This is a genomic window from Actinomadura sp. ATCC 39365 (assembly GCF_054392275.1).
Genome location: NZ_CP184335.1, coordinates 1,281,017 through 1,301,810 on the forward strand (window position 1 = coordinate 1,281,017; position 20,794 = coordinate 1,301,810).

Sequence of the window (20,794 nt, forward strand, 5' to 3'; positions counted from 1 at the left end):
GCCTCCGCCTCCGGCGCATCGGTCATCCGGCTCTACTTTCGTACGGATCCTGCGTTGTCGCCCTCCCGCCATGCCCGCAGCGGGCGTGGTGCGAGACTGGCAATGGCAGGCGACGTGCAAGGAGGCCGGCGTGCGGACGTGGTTGACCGAGCGGTTCGGGCTGACGGTGCCCCTGGTGGGCGCGCCCATGGCCGGAGTGGGCGCGGGCCGGCTGGCCGCCGCCGTCTCCGCGGCCGGCGCGCTCGGCGTGATCGGGGTGTCCTCCGCCGCCCCCGCCTCCTGGATCGAGGCCGAGGCCGCCGTCGCCGCCGAGAGCGGGCGGCCGTACGGGATCGGGCTCATGGCCTGGGCGCTGCCCGGCAACCCGGCCCAGTTCGACGCCGTGCTCGCGGCCCGGCCGCGGCTCGTCTCCGTGAGCTTCGGGCCGTACCGGCGGTACGTGGAGGAGCTGCGGCAGGCCGGCATCACGGTCGTCACGCAGGCGGGCACCACCGACGAGGCCCGCGCCGCCGAGCAGGCCGGCGTCGACGCGGTCGTGGCGCGCGGGGCCGAGGCGGGCGGCCACGGCCGCGCCGACGTCGGCACGCTGCCGCTGCTCCAGAGCGTGCTGGCGGCCGTCCGCGTCCCGGTGCTGGCGGCGGGCGGCATCGCCACCGCGCGCGGGCTGGCCGCCGTTCTGGCGGCGGGGGCCGAGGGCGCGTGGGCCGGCACGGCGTTCATGGGCTGCGCGGAGACGGTCCTGTCGGAAGCGGCGGCGGCCCGCGTGCTGGCCGCGGCCGAGACCGACACCGCCTACGGCCGCGTCTTCGACGTGGCCCAGCGCCTCGACTGGCCGGCCGAGTACGGCGGCCGGGCCCTGCGCAACGCGTTCTTCGACCGCTGGGCCGGTCACGAGGAGGAGCTGGCGGCCGACGAGGAGGCCGCGGCGCGGATCGCCGCCGCCCGCCGCGACGGCGACTTCGACACCGCCTGCATCTACGCGGGCCAGGCCGTCGGGATGGTGCGCGAACGGCGCACGGCCGCCGACGTGGTGGCCGGTTTCGCCGAGGCGGACGCGCTGCTGCGCCGCTTCGCCCCGCCCGGTGGATGACGCCGATCCTGGCCTGATGCATCCTCTTGTGCCATGACAAATCAGACGTTGCCCCCAGCGCCCGCCGCGCCCTCCGTCGCCCCGGCACCGGAGACCGCGCCCGCCGGGGGCAGCGTGCTGGAGGTGATGGAGAAGATCGGCACGGTCGTCGTGCCGATCGCCGTCGCCGTGTACGCCCTGCTCTACCTGGGCTTCGAGAGCGTCTACGACACCTTCGGCATCACCCCTGAGCAGGCCGGGCTCACCCAGGCGAGCATCTTCGGCCACCTGGTGGCGACGCTGGTGCTGCTCTTCCTGACCCTGCTGCCGCTGCTCGGCCTGGTCGTGGGCGCCTGGTGGCTGCTCGACCGGGTCACCCGCGGCGCCGCCGGACGCGCCCTCGACCGGGCGCGGGAACAGCCGTGGCTGGCCGCCGCGGTGGGCGCGGCGCTGTCGGGCGTCGCGTACTGGGGGCTGCTCGGCATCCTCGACGTCACCGGCACGCCGGTGCTGATCACGGTCGTGGTGGTCGGGCTGTTCTGCCTGCTGGTGCCGTACCGGTTGCTGCGGGCGCGGCCCACCGGGCGGGCCGCGATGCGGGTGCTGACGGGCGCGCTGGTGGGGGTGGGCCTGGGGTTCGTGCTCGTCGGCTGGATGACGCAGGGGGCCGAGGCGGTGCACGACCGCGGCGAGGCCAACCTCGTGCTCCAGCTCACCGGGTTCTCCAACCAGTGGGCCGAGGTGCGCGACGACTCCGGCAAGCTCCTGTCGAAGGGGCAGCGCTGGCTGGTGCTCGGCCAGGACTCCGGCGCGTACGTGTTCTACGACTGCGCCACGGCCGGCACGATCCGCCGTCCGATCGACGCGACGGTGCTGAGCAGGATCGAGCTCGACCCCGAGTTCGAGGACCCCCGCCCCTGCGGCCACGCGGCCAAATAGAACACGTTCCGGTAAGTTACCGATTAGTATGACCACCGAACAGTGGTAGGCGAGGAAATGGGCCACCATGTCTGAGCTAGAACGTGTTCCGCCCGGAGTGGATCCGAACGTGCCAAGCTCTGCCCGGGTGTACGACTACCTGCTCGGCGGCAAGGACAACGTCGCCGTCGACCGCGCGGTCGCCGAGAAGCTGCTGGCCGTCGCGCCCGATGCCCGAGCCGTCGCCAGGGCCAACCGCCGCTTCCAGATCGAGGCCGTGCGCCACGTCGCCCGTCAGGGCGTGCGCCAGTTCATCGACCTCGGCACCGGCATCCCCACCGCGCCCAGCATCCACGAGACCGTCCGCGAGGTGAGCCCGGCCTGCCGGGTGGTCTACGTGGACCACGACCCGATGGTCCGCCTGCACGCCCAGGTGATGCTCGCCGACCAGCCCGGCGTCGCCGGCATCCAGGGCGACCTGCGCAGGCCCGCCGACGTACTCGCCGACCCGCACGTCACCGGCCTCATCGACTTCGACCAGCCGGTCTGCGTGCTGATGGTCGGCGTGCTGCACTTCGTCACCGACGCCGAGGACCCGCCCGGCATCGTGGCCGCCTTCAGGAAGCCCATGGCGCCCGGCAGCCATCTGGTGCTCTCCCACGCGATGGCCGAGAGCTCTCCCGAGGCCATCGCCCAGCTCGACCTGGCCACGGCCGGCTCGCCCGCCCAGGGCGCGTTCCGCAGCCACGGCGAGGTGCTGCGGCTGTTCGACGGGTTCGAGCTGATCGGGCCCGGCCTGGTGCCCGTCCAGGACTGGCGGCTCACGGACGACGACCGTGTCCCGCTGGTGGACGGCACACCCCGGCTCCGGCTCGACGCGGGCGTGGGCCGGCTGCCCGTTCAGTAGTCCTTCAGCGCGATGTTGGTGGCGAACTTGTCGGTCACCTTCATCATCAGGCCGAGCAGGAAGCCGAACTTGAAGGTCCAGTTCCGCATGCGGATCCCGGCGGGGCTGCCGGGCGCCAGGAACGTGCCCGCGTTGTTGCCGCTCCTGGTGACCTTGGAGTAGCGGCGCATCTGGCGCTCGTACTCGGCGAAGGCCACGCGGTGGTCGCCGCCCGCCGCGGCCAGCTCCTCGCCCAGCACGTACGCGCCCACCAGCGCCAGCCCGCTGCCGAACCCGCCCAGCGTGTTGCCGTACGCCGCGTCGCCCAGCAGCGCCACCCGGCCGTCGACGTACCGGTCGATGTTCACCCTGCTGATCGAGTCGAGGTAGACGTCCTTGGCGCCGCGCACCGCGTCGAGGACCTGCGGGGTGCGCCAGCCCATGCCGGCGTAGGCCCGCGCCAGGATCTCCTTCTGCTGCTCGACGTCGTAACGGTCGTAGTCGAGCCGCTCGGAGGCGAAGACGAAGAACGCCGGCGCCTTCGGCCCGCCGACCGCGACCATCCTGCCGGGCTCGTTGTACATCTGGCCGTGGGGGCCGAAGTCGCTGTCCAGCTCCACCAGCGCGTAGTAGTGGCCGAGGAAGTCCACGCAGTCGGACTCGGGGCCGAAGGCCAGCCTGCGGACGTTGGAGTGGATGCCGTCCGCGCCCACGACCAGGTCGAACGTGCGGGGGGCCGAGCGTTCGAAGGTGACGTGCACGCCGCCCGGGGTCTCGGTGAGCGAGGTGATGGAGTCGCCGAAGACGTACTCGCAGGTGGCGGCGGTGCGCTCGTACAGCAGGCGGGCCAGGTCGCCGCGGCGGATCTCGACGTCGCCGCCGGTGAACTCGCCGGGCATGACCGCGAGCGTGCGGCCGGACGCGTCCACGAAGTGCTGGTCGGTGCCGCCGGTCTGGAGGCGGCGCACGTCGTCCAGGATGTCCATGCGGGTCAGGACGGTGTGGTGGGTCTCGCCCTTGAAGTCCACCGCCTGGCCGCCCTCGCGCAGGGCCGGCGCCTTCTCGACGACGGTGACGTTGCAGCCGCGGCGGGCCAGGCAGTGGGCCAGCGCGGGGCCGCCGATGCTGGCGCCGGAGATGAGTACGCGGGTGTTGTGCAGGTTGTCTCTCATGTCGGCAAGCCTCGCCGGGAGCGCTGACAGCCCGGCGACGACCGGCTGACAGTCCCCGGCGCGGGCGTCCCGGACTGTCAGGCGAGGATCGTGGACCGGGCCTCGTCCCTGGTCATCGCGGCGCCGCGGGCGTACAGGGCGGCGAAGCGCTCCGGGCCGAGCGCGGCCGTGGCGGCGGCGGCCGTCGCGGCGACGTCGTGGTCGCCGGTCACCGCCGTCCCGCGCAGCGCCACCCCCACGCCGAGCAGCAGCGCCGCCCGTTCCGGCGGGTCGTCGAGCAGGGCGGCCCCGGCCGGGCCCTCGACGGCGTCGGCCAGGTCGCTGTCGACCGGCGAGCGCAGCGCGACGGCCACCGCCTCCCGGTGCCGGGCCGCGGCCTCGCCCGCCTCGCCCCTGGCCTGGGCCAGCCGGGCCAGCGCCGTGAGCACCTGCGGATCCGTGGTGCCGGCCAGCGGAGAGCCCGGAGCGGTGGCGGCCAGCGCGTCCCGAAGCCGTTCGGCGGCCTCGCCGAGATCCCCCTCGATCCTGGCCAGGTCGCCCAGCCGGACGTGCACGGCCGCCGTCAGCTCGGGCCGGCCCAGCTCGCGGGCCAGCTCACGGGCGCGCAGGCAGTCGGCCCTGGCCGCGGTCAGGTCGCCCGCGCGCAGCCGGGCGTCGGCTCGCCGGCACAACACGTCCACCAGCTCGTCCAGCGCTCCCAGCTCGTCGAGCAGTTCGAGCGCCTGCGCCCACAGCTCCGTCGCCCGCGCCCACTCGCCGCGCCAGCCCGCGATCACCGCCAGCCAGTCGAGCCCCTGCGCCTTCCCCCAGCGCTCGCCCAGCGCGCCGAACTCCGCCAGCACGATCTCCAGCTCCCGCTCGGCCGCCACGATCCCGCCGTTCAGCAGCATGAGCAGCGCTTCGCCGAGCCGGCCGAGCGCCTGGCTCCACGGGTCGCCGCCGAGCTCGCGCTGCCGCGGCCGTTCCACGCCGCGCTCGGGCGGGCCCGCCGTCATGCCCCACAGCGCGGCGGCGAACGGATGCCGTACCGGCCGGTCCGGTTCCGTCGTGATCTCGGCGGCCCGCCTCCAGTGCGGCGACCCGGTGCCGGGGGCGGCGTGCAGGACGGCGAGCAGGTACTCGTCGGTCAGGCCCGCGGGCGGCTCGGGGCCGATCACGTCGAGCAGCCGCCGGGCGGGCTGGACGGCCCGGCCGCGCCGCCCGCTCAGATACCAGTACATGGCCAGGGCTGCGATCAGCCGCAGCGCGGCCGGCGGGTCGTGCTCGACGCTCCAGCGCAGCGCGGCCTGGAGATCGGCGTCGTCGGCCCCCAGACGGGCCAGCCATTCGAGCTGCTCGGCACGGTAGAGGTGGGGTTCGGCGCGCCGGGCGTGCTCCAGGTACCAGGCGGCGTGCGCGGCGCGCATCCGCTGCTCCTCGCCCGCCTCGGCCAGCCGCTCGGCGCAGAACAGCCGGATGGTGTCGAGCATGCGGTAGTGATCGCCGGCGGTCTCCACCAGCGACTTGTCCACCAGGTCGGCCAGGAGCACCGCGCTGTCCGCGCCGCACACCCGCTCGACCGTCTCCAGCCGGGCCCCGCCGGAGAACACCGAGAACCGCCTGGCCAGCACCTGCTCCTCGGCGTCCAGCAGGTCCCAGCTCCACTCCACCACCGCGTGCAGCGTCCGGTGCCGGGCAGCGGCTGTGCGGTCGCCGCGCGAGAGCAGCCGGAACCGGCCGTGCTCGGCCAGCCGCGCGGCGATCTCCGCCACGGGGAACGTGCGCACCCGGGCCGCGGCCAGCTCGATGGCCAGCGGCAGCCCGTCCAGCGCCGCGCAGATGCTCAGCGTCGCGTCGAGGTCCAGCTCCAGCCCAGGCCGTACGGCGGCGGCCCGGTCGGCGAACAGCCTGACCGCCGGGTAGGCGAGCGCGTCCGCGGCGGGAGTGCCCGGGGGCGGGGTGCCCAGCGGCGGGAGCGGCACCAGGTGCTCGCCGGTGATGCCCAGCGGCTCCCTGCTGGTGGCCAGGACGCGCACGCCGGGACAGCTGGCCAGGAGGCGGCGGGCCAGCGTGGCGGCCTCGGCGACGACGTGCTCGCAGTTGTCCAGGATGAGCAGCAGGTCCTGCTCGGCGAGCGCGGCGACCAGGCGCTCGGCGGGATCGGCCAGGCCGGTGACGCCCGGGTTGAGCGCCGACTCGCGCAACCCGAGCGCGTTCAGCACCAGCAGCGGCACCTGTCCCTCCCCGGCCGCGGGCGACAGGTCGGCGAAGCACGCCTGCCGTTCCTTGTCGCGGGTGGCGGCCTCGACGGCCAGGCGGGTCTTGCCGGTGCCGCCAGGGCCGGTGATCGTGACCAGCCGCGCCCCGCGCAGCGCGGCCAGGCGGGCCAGCTCCTCCTCGCGGCCCACGAACGTGGTGAGCTGTGGCGGCGGCGCCGACCGCGTGGCGTGCGCGCGCCGCTGCTCGCCCCGCAGGATCGCCAGGTGCAGCGCCGCCAGCTCGGGCGAGGGGTCTGCGCCCAGCTCGTCGGCGAGCAGCCGCCGTGCCTCGTCGTAGACGGCCAGCGCCTCTGCCTGCCGTCCGGCCGCGTGCAGGGCGCGCATCAGCAGGGCGCGCGGGCGTTCCCGCAGCGGGTGGGCGGCGACCAGTTCGCGCAGCCCCGCCGCGGGCTCGGCCTCGGGCAGGTGGAGGTCGGCCTCGTACAGGTCCTCCCTGGCCGCGAGGCGCAGCTCCTCCAGCCGGTCGGCCTGACCCGCCGCGTACGCGGCCTCGCGCACGTCCGCCAGCGCCGGGCCGCGCCACAGGTCCAGGCACTCCCTGAGGACGGCCGCCGCCGCGGTGTGCCGGCCGGCCGCGAGCAGCCGCCGGCCGTCGCGGGCCAGCCGCTCGAAGCGGTGGGCGTCGACGTCCTCGGGCGGGACCGCCAGCCGGTAGCCGGCGCCGTGGAACTCGATCAGGTCGGCGGGCAGGTTGCGCCGCAGCCGGGAGATCTGCGCCTGTACGGCGTTGGCCGCGCCCGCCGGCGGGCTCTGGCCGTACTGGGCGTCGATGAGCCGGTCGACGCCGACCGTACGACCGGCCTCCAGCAGCAGCAGGACCAGCAGGGCACGCGGCCGGGGGCCGCCCACGGCGATCGGGTCGCCGCCGGCCGATCGCACCTCCAACGGGCCCAGGATGCCGAACTGCACGTGCCCGATTGTCCAGCATCGTGGCTGTTATCCGCACGTGGAGGGGTGTGACCAGCGGTAACAGAAATGTCGGTATGCCTACCGATGAACATACGTATTTTCGAGCCGTCAACCAACGCTTAGCGTCTGGCGGCAACAAGGCGAAACGGTCCGCTTGCTGTATCCGTCACCCTTTATCACCCCCCACATCCCCCTCACGCCCCGCGACCCAGGAGACCCCTGACCGCGCGGCGGCCCGCGCACGCCCACAAGACGGCAACGGCCGGAGGGAGCCCGCCGAAAGGAGCACCACAGCGTGAAACGCAAAGCCTTACTCGCGGCGGTCGCCGGCCTGGCCACGGCCGCGACCATGACGCTCCCCGCGTCACCCGCGAGCGCCGCCCCTCCTGGAGCCACCCCCGCCCAACAAGGCTCCAGCAGCAGCCGAGCGGCGGCAGACCCCGCCTCGCTCGCCGCGGCGGTCGCCGACAAGGCGGTGTCCAGCCAGCTCGACAACCTCAGCAGAGGCCCCGACGAGGCCTACAACCGCCGAGCGGTCACCCCCGGCGCCGGCGACATGTTCTACGTCGCCTACGAGCGCACCTACAAGGGCCTGCCCATGGTCGGCGGCGACGCCGTCGTGGTGACCGACGCCGCCGGCAACGTCCGGGACACCGTCTCGGCCACCGGCCCCACCACGCGTGATGTCGCGACCAAGGCCACCGTCTCGGCGGCCAAGGCCACCGCGACCGCCAAGGGCCGCCTGTCCCGCGTGGACGACAGCACCGCCCCCCGCCTGGTCGTTCTGGCCCAGGGCGAGACGCCCAGGCTGGCCTGGGAGGTCAAGGTCTCCGGCCTGGCCAAGGGCAAGCCCAGCGTGCAGAACGTCTACGTCGACGCCCGCACCGGCGCCGTCGCCGACGCGGTGGACCTGGTCCGCGAGGGCAGCGGCAACGGCTTCTACTACGGCCAGGTCACCATCAACACCAGCGGTTCCGGCAGCTCCTACTCCATGACCGACACCACCCGGCCCGGCATCCAGTGCGGCGGCCAGGGCGGCTCGGCCTACACCGGCACCGACGACGCCTGGGGCAACGGCTCGGGCACCAACCTGGAGACCGCCTGCGTGGACGCCCTCTACAGCGTCCAGCGCGAGTGGGACATGCTGCGCGACTGGCTGAGCCGCAGCGGCATCGACGGCAGCGGCAGAGGCTTCCCCGCCCGCGTCGGCCTCAGCGACGTCAACGCCTACTGGAACGGCAGCTACACCAACTTCGGCCACAACCAGGCCAACACCCAGCAGGCCACCCCCATCGACGTCGTGGCCCACGAGTTCGGCCACGCCATCTTCCAGACCACCCCCGGCGGCGCCGGCTCCGGCAACGAGAACGGCGGCATCAACGAGGGCACCGGCGACATCTTCGGCGCGCTGACCGAGGCCTACGCCAACAACCCCAACGACCCGCCGGACTACCTGGTGGGCGAGGAGGTCGACCTGGTCGGCCAGGGCCCGATCCGCAACATGTACAACCCCAGCGCCCTGGGTGACCCCAACTGCTACTCCTCCTCCATCCCCAACACCGAGGTGCACTCGGCGGCCGGGCCGCTCAACCACTGGTTCTACCTGCTGGCCGAGGGCAACAACCCCGGCGGCGGCAAGCCCTCCAGCCCGATCTGCTCCGGCGGACCGTCGTCGGTGACCGGCGTCAGCGTCCAGAAGGCCGGCAAGATCTACATGGGCGCCCTCAACCGCAAGACGTCCTCCTGGCGCTACGCCAACATCCGCGCCGCCTCCGTGGCCGCGGCCATCGAGCTGTACGGCGCCAACAGCGCCGAGTGCAACAGCACCAAGGCCGCCTGGAGCGCCGTCAGCGTCGCCGCCGCCTCCGGCGAGCCGGCCTGCGGCACCGCTCAGCCGGACTTCTCGCTGTCACTGAACCCGTCCTCCGGCAGCGCCCAGCCGGGCGCCACCACGACGACCACGGTCAACACCCAGACGACCTCGGGCAGCGCCCAGACCGTCAACCTGACCGCCTCCGGCCTGCCGAGCGGCACCACCGCCAGCTTCAACCCGGCCTCGGTGACCTCCGGCAACTCCTCCACGCTGACCCTGTCGGTCGGCGCCTCCACGGCCCAGGGCACCTACCCGATCACCATCACGGGCACCGGCTCCACCACGCACACCGCGACCTTCACCCTGACGGTCGGCACCGGCGGCCCCGGCGGCCAGGACCCGCCTGACGTCAGCGTCGCCAACGTCAAGACGCACCTGGCGCAGTTCCAGAGCATCGCCACCGCGAACGGCGGCAACCGCAGGTCCACCGGCCAGGGCTACCTGCAGTCGGTCTCCTACGTCGAGCAGAAGCTCCAGGCAGCCGGGTACACCGTGACCCGCCAGTCCTGCAGCGTCTCCTACTGCACCAGCGGCGCCGGCCCCAACCTGATCGCCGACTGGCCCGGCGGCGACGCCAACCAGGTCATCATGTCCGGCGCCCACCTGGACAGCGTGTCCGCGGGACCGGGCATCAACGACAACGGCTCCGGCTCGGCCACCCTCCTGGAGGTCGCGCTGACCCTGGCCCAGAAGAACCCCACGCTCACCAAGCACGTGCGGTTCGGCTGGTGGACCGACGAGGAGCAGGGCCTGAACGGCTCCGAGGCCTACGTCGCCTCGCTCAGCTCGACCGAGCGGTCGAAGATCAAGGTCTACTACAACTACGACATGGTCGGCTCGCCCAACGGTGGCTACTTCATCAACAACATCACCACCACCGGCGCGTCCTTCCTGAAGGAGTTCTACGACAAGCTGAGCCTGCAGCCGGAGGAGAACACCGAGGGCGCCAACCGCTCCGACGACGCCTCCTTCCGCAACGCCGGCATCGCCAGTTCGGGCGTGGCGGCGGGCGCGAGCGCCATCAAGACCTCGGCGCAGGCGTCCAAGTGGGGTGGCACGGCCAACCGGGCCTACGACTCCTGCTACCACTCCTCCTGCGACACCACCTCCAACATCAACGACACCGTCCTCGACCGGGCGGCGGACGCCGCGGCGTACGCGATCTGGAAGCAGGCGGTCGGCGGCACCACCCAGCCGCGTGACTTCTCGCTCTCCGCCAACCCCGGCTCGGGCACGGTGCAGGCCGGCTCCACCGCCACGACGACGATCGGCTCGACCACCACGAACGGGACCGCCCAGACGGTGAACCTGTCCGCCAGCGGCCTGCCGACCGGCGCCACGGCCTCGTTCAACCCGGCCAGCATCACGTCGGGCGGCTCGTCCAGCCTGTCGATCGCGACCTCGCCCACCACCCCGGCGGGCAGCTACACGATCACCGTGACCGGCACCGGCGAGACGGCGACGCACACCACGTCGTACGCGCTGACCGTCCAGGGCACCTCGGGTGGCCGGACGTTCACCAACGACACCGACTACCAGATCAGGGACTACTCCAACACCCAGAGCTCGATCACGTCCACCGCGACGGGCACCGCGGCCTCCCCGGTCAAGGTGTCCATCACGATCAGCCACACCTGCGCCGAGGACCTCGACATCTGGCTCCGCGGCCCGAGCGGGACCTGGTACGTGGTCGACGCCTACGGCGGCACCACCTGCACGCAGTACGGCACCAGGACCTTCTCGATCCCGGTCAGCCAGCAGGCCGCCGGCACCTGGACGCTCGACATCGAGGACGTCTACCTCGGTGACACCGGCTTCCTGGACAGCTGGAGCATCACGGTCTAACCATCGGAATCAGGGGTAGCGAGCCCCGGCCGGTCATCCGGCCGGGGCTCCTTCACGTCGTTGCGGGTGCGCACGCCGAGCTTCTGCAGCACCCGCGCGACGTGCGTGTCCACCGTCCGCCGCGACAGGAACAGCACCTCGGCGATCTCCCTGTTCGTCCGGCCCAGCGCGACCAGCCTGGCCACCTCGGCCTCCCGCGGCGACAACACCCCGCTGCGGCCCTTCCTGCCCCGGCGCGGCGCGCTGCCCGGCCCGATCTCGCGCAGCAGGTGGCGGCAGCGGGCGGCGTCGTGGGTCGCGCCCAGGCCGGCGTACCGTTCGCAGGCGTCCGCGATCAGGTCGGCGGCCCGTGCCCGGTCGCCCATCGCCAGCCGGGCCGCCGCCTCGGACTCGGCCGTCCTGGCCACGCTGTAGGGCCTGGGCATCGCCTCGTACGCGGCCCGCGCCCTGGCGAAACACCTGGCCGCCTCCTCGTACGCGCCCCGGTCCAGGGCCAGCGAGCCCGCCGCCGCGTCGAGGCCGGCGTGCGCGGAGGGGGCGTCGCGGCCCTCGATGCCCGCCGCGAACTCGGCCACCAGCTCCTCGGCCTCCTCCGCCCGTCCGGCCTTCAGCAGCGCCGCCACGGCCGGCGGCACGAGCTGGTCGCCCCACACCCACATGCCCTTGCGCCGCAGCCTGGCCACCGCCCGCTCGGCCTCGGCCAGCGCCTCGTGCGGGCAGTCGCGGGTCAGGTGCAGCTCGATCAGGCCGCCCGAGGCCACGGCGGCGACCGGCAGGAACCCCGATTCGAGGTCGTTGACCCCCGCCGCCAGCAGGTGCTCGGCGGCCTCCTCCCACTCGCCCCTGGCCAGGGCCAGCATGCCCAGCGCGAGCCGGGCGTCCACGGCCAGCAGCGGCGCCTCGGCCGTCATCTCGACCGCCGCGACGGCCCGTTCCCGCAGGCCCTCCCAGCGGCCGGTGAGCAGGGCGAGCCGGATCGAGGACATCTCCACCAGGAACACCGGGTACTGCGCGCCCGTCTCCTCGGCGATGCGCCTGCTCTGGTCGGCGAAGCGCTCGGCCGCCGCGTAGTGGCCGAGCGCGATGGCCGCGTCGAACAGGTTGGAGTAGCCGCGCGCCACCTGCCTGCGCACCGCCGCCGACGGGTCGTTCGCGGGCAGCGTCGCGGCCAGGTCGAAGGCGTCCGGCGAGCCGAGCATCATGGCCAGGCTGATCTTGTTGGCGTGCACGGCGGCGGTCAGCTCGGGATCCTGGTCCTCGACCGTGGCCAGCAGCTTCTCCGCCCGGTTCATCCACTCCTCGTGGACGCTCAGCGGCTCGTCGCCCCAGGCGGGCATCGCCAGCAGCGCCAGCCCGCGCGCGGCCAGGCTCGGCCGGTCGTGCAGGTCGGGCAGGGCGAGCAGGATCTCCTGGCGGCCGGCGGCGACCACGCCCGCCTGGTTGGACAGCAGCACGCCCAGGTTGAGCCGGGCCTCGCCGCGTACGTGCCGGGACAGGAAGTCCTCGGCCAGCAAGTGGCGCAACGAGCGCACCACCCGCCGGTAGGACAGCCCGATCGCGGCAACCCGGCTGAGCCGCAGCGCGAGCGGGCCGCGCGCGTCGTGCGGGAGCTTCGGGTCGGCCAGCATGCCGGCCAGCACCTCGACGGCGAGCGGGATGTCGCCGATGGCGGCGGCGTGGTCGGCCGCCGCCGGGCCGTGCCGCTGCCAGGACTCGAAGTCGCCCGCGCGCCTGGCGTGGTAGGCGAGCTGGACGAGCGGCGGCGGTTCGAGGGCGGACAGCGCGGTCACCGCCCGCTGGTGGGTGAGCCGCCGGTCGGGGCCGGGGATCGCGTCGTAGACGGCCTGCTGGGCGAGGGCGTGGCGGAAGCCGTACTGGCCGTCGTGCTGTTCGAGCAGCACGCCGGCCTTCAGCGCCTGGCTCAGCCCGTCGCCGAGGGGGTGGCCGGAGACGGCGGCGATGAGCTGCTCGTCGGCGGGCAGCCCGAGCACGGCGGCGGCGTGCACGGCGTGCAGCGCGGCCGGCGAGAGCCCGGTGAGCTGCTCGGTCATCGCCTCGCGCAGCAGCAGCGGCACCGCCATGCGCTCCAGGACCTCAGGCTCCTCCTCGCCGCCGAGTAACTGGCCCTCGTCGTCGAGCAACGAGCGCACCACCTCCTCGATCACGAACGGCACCCCCGCCGTGCGGTCGCGCAGCTTCGTGACGAAGTCGGAGGTCAGCGTCGAACGGCCGAGCAACGCCCCGGTCAGGCGGCGCACCCCCTCGACGTCGAGCGGCGTCAGCGAGATCACCTCGCTGCGCACCCCCGGCGGACGCCGGTACGCCCGCCCGAACGGCAGTCCCGGCACCGGCAGCCCCTCCCGGCGGAACGTCACCACCAGCGCGAGCCCCGCCGGCGGCTGGTCGGTGAGGAAGCGCAGCAGGTCACGGGTGCCGTCGTCGGCCCAGTGGAGGTCCTCGATCACCAGCACCGCCGGGCCCGTGGCGGCCAGCAGCGCGTGCACCGCGCGGAACAGGCGGTGGCGCTCGGCGCGCGGGTCGTCCAGCGGGGGCGGCGACGGCACCGGCGGCAGGTGTCCGGCCAGCTCCGGCAGGTAGCCGCGCAGGGCGCCGGTGACCGGGTTGAGCGTGCCCGTCTCGGGCAGCGCGCCACCGACGTGCCGCAGCGCGTCGAACACCGGGCCGTACGGGAACGGCTCGCGGATCTGGTGGCAATGGCCGATCAGGACGGTGCGTTCGCCGTCGGGCAACAGGTCGAGCGCGGCCCTGACCAGCCGGGTCTTCCCGATGCCCGCCTCGCCCTGCACGAGGATGACGGCCGGAGGGCCGGTGATGGCGTCGACGAGTGAGCGTAACTGGGCGTCACGCCCGATCAACCCAGGAGAAGCCAGGCTTGTCATCGGGGTCTCCGTAACAGTGCAGGTTTACTCCCCCTGTCGGAATACTGTTATCCATCACGGGTCAGCGCGGGTCAACCCTCTGTTTTCCGGTCAAATGCCGTGCCCTTGGTGGCGCCGGTGATCCCGGCGCCCTCGGCCGCCCCGTCCCGCGCGGGCGGCGCCTCAGGAGGCGACGGGGGTCCTGCCGTCACCCGCCGGAGCGGGTTCGGCCAGGTCCACGCTGTCGCGGAGCTTGGTCGGCTTGAGGAACAGGGTGGCGATCACGCCGATCACGGCGATGCCCGCCGAGATCAGGAAGATGTGCCCGGTGGCGTCGCCGTACGCGGCCCTGACGATGCTCTTGAACGGCTCCGGCAGCGCCGCGATGTTGAGCGTGCTCCTGCCGCCCGCGGCCGCCTTGGCCGGGTCGATGCCCGCCTTGGCCAGCCCTTCGGCGATGCCGGTCGCGACCCGGTTGGCCAGCACCGCGCCGAGCACCGACACGCCCACCGTGCCGCCCAGCGAGCGGAAGAACGTCACGGCCCCGCTGGCCGCGCCCAGCTCGCGCAGCGGCACGGTGTTCTGGATCGCGAGGACGAGGTTCTGCATCGACATGCCGACACCCGCGCCGACCAGCACCATCGCGCCGGCGATGAGCACGAGCGAGGTCTGGTGGTCCATCGTGGACAGCACCAGGAACCCGACGGTCAGCACGACCGCCCCGGTCACGATGTAGGGCTTGACGTTCCCGCTCCTCGACACCATGCGCCCGGAGATCGCCGAGGACAGCAGCACGCCGAGCATCATCGGGATCGTCAGCAGCCCCGCCTCGGTCGGGCTGTAGCCGCGGCCGATCTGGAAGTACTGGCCGAGGAAGACCGAGCCGCCGAACATCGCCATGCCCACCGCGAGGCTCGCCAGGATGGCCAGCGCCGGGGTACGGCGGCGGATGACGTGCAGCGGCACGACCGGCTCCTTGACCACGGTCTCCACCCAGGTCGCGGCCGCGAGGACGACGACGCCGCCGAGCACCATCGCCGCGGTCTGCCAGGACAGCCAGTCGAAGGAGTTGCCGACGAAGGTCACCCAGATGAGCAGCACGCTCACGCCGACCGCGATCAGCGTGGCGCCGACGTAGTCCACCTTGACGCCCTCGCGGCGCATGTGGGTCACCCGCAGGGTCTTCTGCAGCAGGAGGAAGGCGACCACGGTGAACGGCGCCGCCACGAAGAAGCACCAGCGCCAGCCGAGCCAGGAGGTGTCCGCGATCAGGCCGCCGAGCAGCGGTCCGGCCACGGTCGCGACGGCCATGACGCCGCCGAGGTAGCCGTTGTACTTGCCCCGGTCCTTGGGGCTGATCATCGCCGCGATGATCACCTGGACCAGGACCTGCAGCGCGCCCATGCCGAGGCCCTGGAGGGCGCGGAAGGCGATGAGCTGGCCGGTGTCCTGGGCGAAGCCGCAGGCCACCGAGCTGACCATGAAGATCACGATAGAGATCTGCAACAGCAGCTTCTTGCTGAACAGGTCGGCCAGCTTGCCCCAGATCGGGGTGGAGGCCGTGGACGCCAGCAACGAGGCGGTGATCACCCAGGTGTACTGCGACTGCGTGCCGTTCAGCGCGCCGATGATCTGCGGCAGCGCGACCGACACGATCGTGCCGCTGATCATCGCCACGAACAGGACCAGCAGCAGCCCGCTCAGGGCCTCCATGATCTGCCGATGGCTCATCTGACCCGGCGGCGCGGCCGGGACGGTCGGTGCGCTCATGCGCGGCCTCCTCCTACGTTAAAACAATGCCCAATGGGAAAGTTTGCCCGCTGAGCATATATTCCCGGACGGTAGGCTTGGCGCATCATGGACAGCACCGGCGGGCTGCGCGAGCGCAAGAAGGCCGAGACGCGGCAGGCCGTGCACGAGGCGGCCATGCGGCTGGTCGGCGAGCACGGCCTCGACGCCGTCACGGTCGAGACCATCGCCGATGCCGCGAACATCTCGCGCCGCACGTTCTCCAACTACTTCGCCGGCAAGGAGGACGCCGTCCTCTACGGCGAGGAGCAGCGCATCCGCGACCTGGTCGAGAAGGTGGGCGCCCAGCCGGCCGGCCGTACCGCCTGGCAGGCGCTCTGCGGGGCGATCGACGACGTGTTCGAGGAGGTGGGCGAGCCGGCGCGGGAGTGGGCCGTGCGCGCCCGCCTGGCCAAGCGGCACCCGTCTCTGCTGGCCCGGCAGCTCGCCAACCACGCGGCGCTGGAGCGTGACCTGGCCCAGGCGATCTCCGAGCGGGAGAGCCCGGTGCGTCCTCAGGTCATGGCGGCCGGGTTCCTCACGGCGTTGCGGCTCGGCTCGCACCTGTGGGTCGAGGAGCGCCAGGCGCGCTCGTTGCGGGAGGTCATGGCCGAGATGCTCGACGAGATGTCCCGCCCGTTCAGCTGACCGCCCGCGTCCCCGGCGCCCGAACGCGGCGTCATGCTCGGCCGCCGCGTTCGGGCACGTCAATGCGAGGACGCCCGTCGTCCCTGCTGACCTGCGGGAACGCCTGAAACTTTCATGCCCTGGTAGTGCCAGGTGGAGTGCGGGTCCTCGCGGCCGCGCCAATGTGCCAGGACGCGTCCGTCACTTGAATGGCAGGCATGACGATCACGCGTATGACGATCCCCGGGCGCTGGGTGGAGGGGACCGGGCTGGTGCTCGGACCGGCGCTGCTGCTCGCCGGAGTCCTCGTCCGCCTCGGCGCCGACGACTTCTTCCCCGGCCAGCTCGCCGCCTACGCCGCCGACCCGGGCCGCATGGTCCTGTCCTACAGCCTGTACGCCGCGGGCGCCGTGCTGCTGTGGCCGGCGGTGACCGCGCTCGGCCGGGTGATCGCCGCCACCCACCCGGCTCTGGCCAGGTGGGGCGTGACGCTGGCGGTGCTCGGGCTGTTCGGCAGGGTGTTCCACGCCGGGGTGGGCCATCTGGCGTTCCAGCTGGTGGACGCGCTCGGCCCGGAGGCGGCCGAGCGGGTCGTCGCCGGCACGTACGGGGCCTTCCACGTGTTCAAGGCGGTCAACGTCTGCATCATGGGCGGCTGGGTCGTGCTGGCCGTGGGCGCCTTCCGGGCCCGGGCCCTCGGGGCCGGACCGGCCGGCGTGGCCAGGTGCGTCGCGCTGGCGCCGGCGGCCGGGCTGCCGCTCGGCGTGCTCAAGGGCAGCAGCGACCCGATCGCGCTGGCCGGGCTGGCCGGGCTCGTCGTCGCGCTCGTGCCCATGGGCATCACGGTGCTCCGGACGGGCCCCGCACCCCGCTGGTGGGCGCTCGTCCTCACGCTCGCGCTGGTCCCGGCGGCGTTCTTCGTGGGGATGGCGGGCTGACTCCTTTATAGTTGACATCAACTAGCCGACGATGGATAGTTGAAATCAACTAAAGGGGACTTCGATGGAGAAGCGCCGCAAGGTGGCCAACCCGCTCGCGCTGGCGGTGCTGGCGTTCCTGCTGGTCGAGCCCATGCACCCGTACGAGCTGGGCCGCCGCCTGCAGGAGACCGACAAGGACAAGAGCTTCAAGTACAACCGCGGCTCGCTCTACATGGTCGTCAAGCAGCTCGCCAAGGCGGGGTTCATCGTCGAGCGGGAGACCGTCCGCGACACCGAGCGGCCCGAGCGCACGCTCTACGAGCTCACCGGCGAGGGCCGCGCGGAGCTCTACGACTGGCTGCGCGAGCTGGTCTCGACGCCGCAGGAGGACTATCCGCACTTCGGCGTCGCGTTGTCGCTGATCAGCGTGCTCGACCCGGCCGAGGCCGTCGGGCTGCTGGAGCGGCGCGCGGCGGCGATGACCGCCCAGCGGGCCGAGCTCGCCCGGACGGCCGACGCCGCCCGTGCGGGCGGCGTGGCCTGGGTCTTCCTCGTGGAGGACGACTACCGCCTCGCGGTGCTCGACGCCGAGCTGGCCTTCGTCGCCCGCCTCATCGAGTCCCTCAGCGCACCTGACTACGCCAGGACCTGGCACGAGATGTTCGGGAGTCGGCAATGACAGCAGTGAGCACGGCATTGGTGATCGGCGGGGGCATCGCCGGCCCCGTCACCGCGATGGCGCTGCGCCGCGCGGGGATCGAGGCGACCCTGTACGAGGCGTACGACAGCGGCGCGGAGGGCGTCGGCGGCACGCTCACGATCGCCCCGAACGGGCTCGCGGCGCTGCGGGCCGTCGGCGCGGAGGAGGCCGTCCGGGCGGTCGGCCAGCCGGTGGCGCACACGGTCGTCCGCGACGGCGCGGGCAGGCGCATGGGCGAGCTGGCCGGCCTGCCCGACCTGCCGCCCAGCCAGGCGATGTGGCGCTCGCAGCTCTACGGCGCGGTCCGCGACCAGGCCCTGGCCGCCGGCATCCGCACCGAGTACGGCCGCCGCCTGGTCGGCGTCGAGGAGCACCCCGGCGGCGTCACCGCGCGCTTCGCCGACGGCGGCAGCGCGAGCGCCGACATCCTGGTCGGGGCCGACGGCATCCGTTCGGTGGTCCGGTCCCTGATCGACCCGGCCGCGCCGGGGCCGCGCCACGTGCCCCTGCTGAACTTCGGCGGCCTGGCCGACGTCGCCGTGCCGGCCGAGAAGCAGGCGTCCTACTTCGTGTTCGGGCGGCGGGCGTTCCTCGGCTACTGGGTGCAGCCCGACGGGCGCACGGCCTGGTTCTGCAACGTCCCGCACGCCGAGCCGACGACGTCCGCGCAGGCGCGCCGGGTGCCGGCCGGGGAGTGGCTGCGCCGCCCGGGCGAGCTCTTCACGGGCGAGGAGCCGGGGCAGGAGCTGGTGCGGCACACGTCCCCCGAGAACCTGGTGGCGCTCGGCACGGTGGAGATCATGCCGAGCGTCCCGCGCTGGCACCGCGGCAGGATGGTGCTGGTGGGCGACTCGGTGCACGCGCCCTCGCCCAGCTCGGGGCAGGGGGCCTCGCTGGCCGCCGAGAGCGCCGTCCAGCTCGCCCGCTGCCTGCGCGACCTGCCCGGCGTGCCCGCCGCGTTCGACGCCTACGTACGGCTGCGCCGCGACCGCGTCGAGCGGGTCGCCGCCCGCGCCTCCCGGACCAACAGCAGCAAGACCCTCGGGCCCTTCGCCGTCACGATGATGCGGCTGATGATGCCGGTGGCCACCCGGACGTTCCTCGCCCCCGAGCGCGCCCTCGGCCCCGAGCAGCGCCACCACCTCGACTGGGACGAGCCGGTGACCGCCTAGGCGCTAGGCGGTCAGCAGCTTGACGATCGCCACCACCCCGATGCAGACGACCGCACCGCGCAACACCGGCGCGGGCAGCCTGCGTCCCACCCGCGCCCCCAGGAACCCGCCGACCGTCGAGCCCAGCGCCACCAGCAGCACGGCCCACCAGTCGACGTCGGCGACCAGCGTGTACAGGACGGCGGCCGTGGCGTTGACCACGAGCGACAACACGTTCTTGGCGGCGTTGACGCGCTGCAGCTCCTCGTCGAGGAAGATGCCGAGCAGGCCGATGAGCAGCACGCCCTGCGCCGCGCCGAAGTAGCCGCCGTACGCCCCGGCGGCCAGCACGCCCAGCCACAACCAGGGTCCGCCGTGCGCCTGCCGCGGGCGGCTGGCCAGCAGCCGGCTGATCCTGGGCTGGGCCAGGACCAGCACGCACGACAACCCGATCAGCACCGTCACGACCGCCGTGAACGTGCGCTCCGGCAGGTTGAGCAGCAGCAGCCCGCCGATCAGCGAGCCGACCGCGGAGGCCGAGGCCAGCCGGAGGAGGCGGCCGCGCTGACCCTTGAGCTCTTCGCGGTAGCCGAGGACGCCGGTCACGCCGCCGGGCACCAGGCCGATGTTGTTCGAGACGTTGGCGGTGATCGGCGGCAGTCCGACGGCCAGCAGCGTCGGGAACGTGATCAGCGACCCGGAACCGACGACGGCGTTGATGCCTCCCGCTCCGATGCCGGCCGCGAAGACCGCGGCCATCTCCCAAGGTGTCATGGCGGGTGACTCTAGTGCGTGGCCCTGGTGCGCTCGCTGGTCAGGTGGGGGTCAGCGGGTGAGGGTGCCCGCCCGGACCAGCCAGTCGACCGCCTCCGCGACCGCCTCCAGCGAGGTGTGCCGGGGGCGGTGGCCGAGCAGCCGCCCGGCCTTCTCCATGCTGCAGTGGGGGCTGTGCGCGATGTGGTCGTAGGTGAGGCGGGCGTCGTGCTCCGGCACGGTCTCCCGCCACTGCTCCCACGGCAGGTACGACAGCCGCGCCTCCCGGCCGAACCAGCCCGCCACCGCCTCGGCGTAGCCGCGCAGCGTCAGCGCGGTCACGGCCACCGAGTGGAAGCTCTCGCCCCTGGCGGCGGCCGGGTTGTTCATGGCGTCCACGAACAGCCGGGCGACGTCGTCGGCGTGGACGTGCTGCACGGTCTCCATGCCCAGGTTGGGCAGCCGCACCTCCGCGCCGTCGGCCAGCGCCTGGAACACGGCCGGGTCGAGGTTGCCCGCCGGGTTGACCGGGATCCAGCCCGGGCCGGTGATGTGGCCGGGATGGACGACCGTGGCCGGGAACCCCTCCCGCGCGGCCAGGTCGAGCAGGTACGCCTCGATCGCGGCCTTCTGCCGGCCGTACTCGCCGATGGGGCGTTTCGGGCGGTCTTCGGTCGTCGGGACGCGGGTGCTCGGGCCGTGCACCCAGATCGTGCCGCAGTGGAGGAACTGCCGGACCCGGCCGGCCAGCGCCCCGGCCAGGTGGCGGGCGCTCGCCTCGGTGAAGCAGATGAGGTCGACGACGACGTCGGCCTCCAGCTCGGCGATCCGCCGCCCGAACGTGCCCGCGGCCTCCTCGGCCTCCCGGTCGGCGACCACGGTGGCGACCCGCTCCCACGCGCCGTGCGGCGTGTACGGCTCCCGCTTGCCGCGGCTCACCGCGACCACGTCGTGGCCCGCGTCCACCAGGCGCGGGACCAGATAGGTGCCGATGTGCCCACTCGCCCCGATCACCACTACGCGCATGCACCCACCCTAGACCGGCA

The 20,794-nt window shown here is 73.4% G+C and carries 14 protein-coding genes; 8 read left to right on the forward strand and 6 right to left on the reverse strand.

The features are described from left to right. The first annotated feature begins 130 nt into the window (after nt 1–130). The 3 genes from ACNF49_RS06690 (at nt 131) to ACNF49_RS06700 (ending at nt 2,894) form a co-directional block, all read left to right on the forward strand. Nucleotides 131–1,090 carry an NAD(P)H-dependent flavin oxidoreductase gene (locus ACNF49_RS06690; RefSeq protein WP_482943104.1) on the forward strand — a complete coding sequence of 320 codons (960 nt, stop codon included), beginning with the start codon at nt 131–133 and terminating at the stop codon, nt 1,088–1,090. Nucleotides 1,091–1,123: 33 nt separating this feature from the next. Continuing rightward, nucleotides 1,124–2,008: a hypothetical protein gene (locus tag ACNF49_RS06695; RefSeq protein ID WP_482943105.1), complete on the forward strand. Its 885-nt coding sequence runs from the start codon at nt 1,124–1,126 to the stop codon at nt 2,006–2,008. Nucleotides 2,009–2,075: 67 nt separating this feature from the next. Beyond that, nucleotides 2,076–2,894, forward strand: a complete 819-nt coding sequence (locus ACNF49_RS06700; protein WP_498702256.1) for an SAM-dependent methyltransferase — start codon at nt 2,076–2,078, stop codon at nt 2,892–2,894. Here ACNF49_RS06700 and ACNF49_RS06705 read toward each other — a convergent pair. Beyond that, nucleotides 2,888–4,045, reverse strand: a complete 1,158-nt coding sequence (locus tag ACNF49_RS06705; RefSeq protein ID WP_482943107.1) for an FAD-dependent monooxygenase — start codon at nt 4,043–4,045, stop codon at nt 2,888–2,890. The genes ACNF49_RS06700 and ACNF49_RS06705 overlap by 7 nt on opposite strands. Nucleotides 4,046–4,122: 77 nt before the next feature. After that, nucleotides 4,123–7,212 (reverse strand): ATP-binding protein, encoded by a 3,090-nt coding sequence (locus tag ACNF49_RS06710; RefSeq protein WP_482943108.1) that lies wholly within the window; start codon nt 7,210–7,212, stop codon nt 4,123–4,125. Between the two features lie 295 nt (nt 7,213–7,507). Here ACNF49_RS06710 and ACNF49_RS06715 point away from each other — a divergent pair, with 295 nt between their 5' ends. Then, entirely contained in the window at nt 7,508–10,930 is a 3,423-nt protein-coding gene (locus ACNF49_RS06715) for a M28 family peptidase (protein ID WP_482943109.1), read from the forward strand. Here the strand turns inward: ACNF49_RS06715 and ACNF49_RS06720 are convergent. Both ACNF49_RS06720 and ACNF49_RS06725 read right to left on the reverse strand, forming a co-directional pair. Continuing rightward, a complete protein-coding gene (locus ACNF49_RS06720) occupies nt 10,927–13,830 on the reverse strand; it encodes an ATP-binding protein (protein WP_482943110.1) in 2,904 nt (967 codons plus the stop codon). The genes ACNF49_RS06715 and ACNF49_RS06720 overlap by 4 nt on opposite strands. A 162-nt stretch (nt 13,831–13,992) precedes the next feature. Then, complete coding sequence (locus tag ACNF49_RS06725) at nt 13,993–15,579, reverse strand: MDR family MFS transporter (RefSeq protein WP_482943111.1); 1,587 nt, start codon at nt 15,577–15,579, stop codon at nt 13,993–13,995. Between the two features lie 87 nt (nt 15,580–15,666). Between ACNF49_RS06725 and ACNF49_RS06730 the strand changes: the two genes are divergently transcribed. The 4 genes from ACNF49_RS06730 to ACNF49_RS06745 all read left to right on the forward strand — a co-directional run bounded on the left by ACNF49_RS06730 (nt 15,667) and on the right by ACNF49_RS06745 (nt 19,016). Beyond that, complete coding sequence (locus tag ACNF49_RS06730; RefSeq protein WP_357983787.1) at nt 15,667–16,245, forward strand: TetR/AcrR family transcriptional regulator; 579 nt, start codon at nt 15,667–15,669, stop codon at nt 16,243–16,245. Between the two features lie 197 nt (nt 16,246–16,442). Next, entirely contained in the window at nt 16,443–17,162 is a 720-nt protein-coding gene (locus ACNF49_RS06735; protein WP_482943112.1) for a hypothetical protein, read from the forward strand. Nucleotides 17,163–17,226: 64 nt separating this feature from the next. Next, entirely contained in the window at nt 17,227–17,823 is a 597-nt protein-coding gene (locus ACNF49_RS06740; RefSeq protein WP_357983781.1) for a PadR family transcriptional regulator, read from the forward strand. Next, nucleotides 17,820–19,016: an FAD-dependent monooxygenase gene (locus tag ACNF49_RS06745; protein WP_482943113.1), complete on the forward strand. Its 1,197-nt coding sequence runs from the start codon at nt 17,820–17,822 to the stop codon at nt 19,014–19,016. Before ACNF49_RS06740 ends, ACNF49_RS06745 begins: the two co-directional genes overlap by 4 nt. A 3-nt stretch (nt 19,017–19,019) precedes the next feature. Here the strand turns inward: ACNF49_RS06745 and ACNF49_RS06750 are convergent, their stop codons facing one another. Together ACNF49_RS06750 and ACNF49_RS06755 are read right to left on the reverse strand one after the other, a co-directional pair. Continuing rightward, complete coding sequence (locus tag ACNF49_RS06750; protein ID WP_357983775.1) at nt 19,020–19,769, reverse strand: sulfite exporter TauE/SafE family protein; 750 nt, start codon at nt 19,767–19,769, stop codon at nt 19,020–19,022. A 51-nt stretch (nt 19,770–19,820) separates the two neighbouring features. Continuing rightward, complete coding sequence (locus ACNF49_RS06755; protein ID WP_482943114.1) at nt 19,821–20,774, reverse strand: NAD-dependent epimerase/dehydratase family protein; 954 nt, start codon at nt 20,772–20,774, stop codon at nt 19,821–19,823. Between the last annotated feature and the right edge of the window lie 20 nt (nt 20,775–20,794).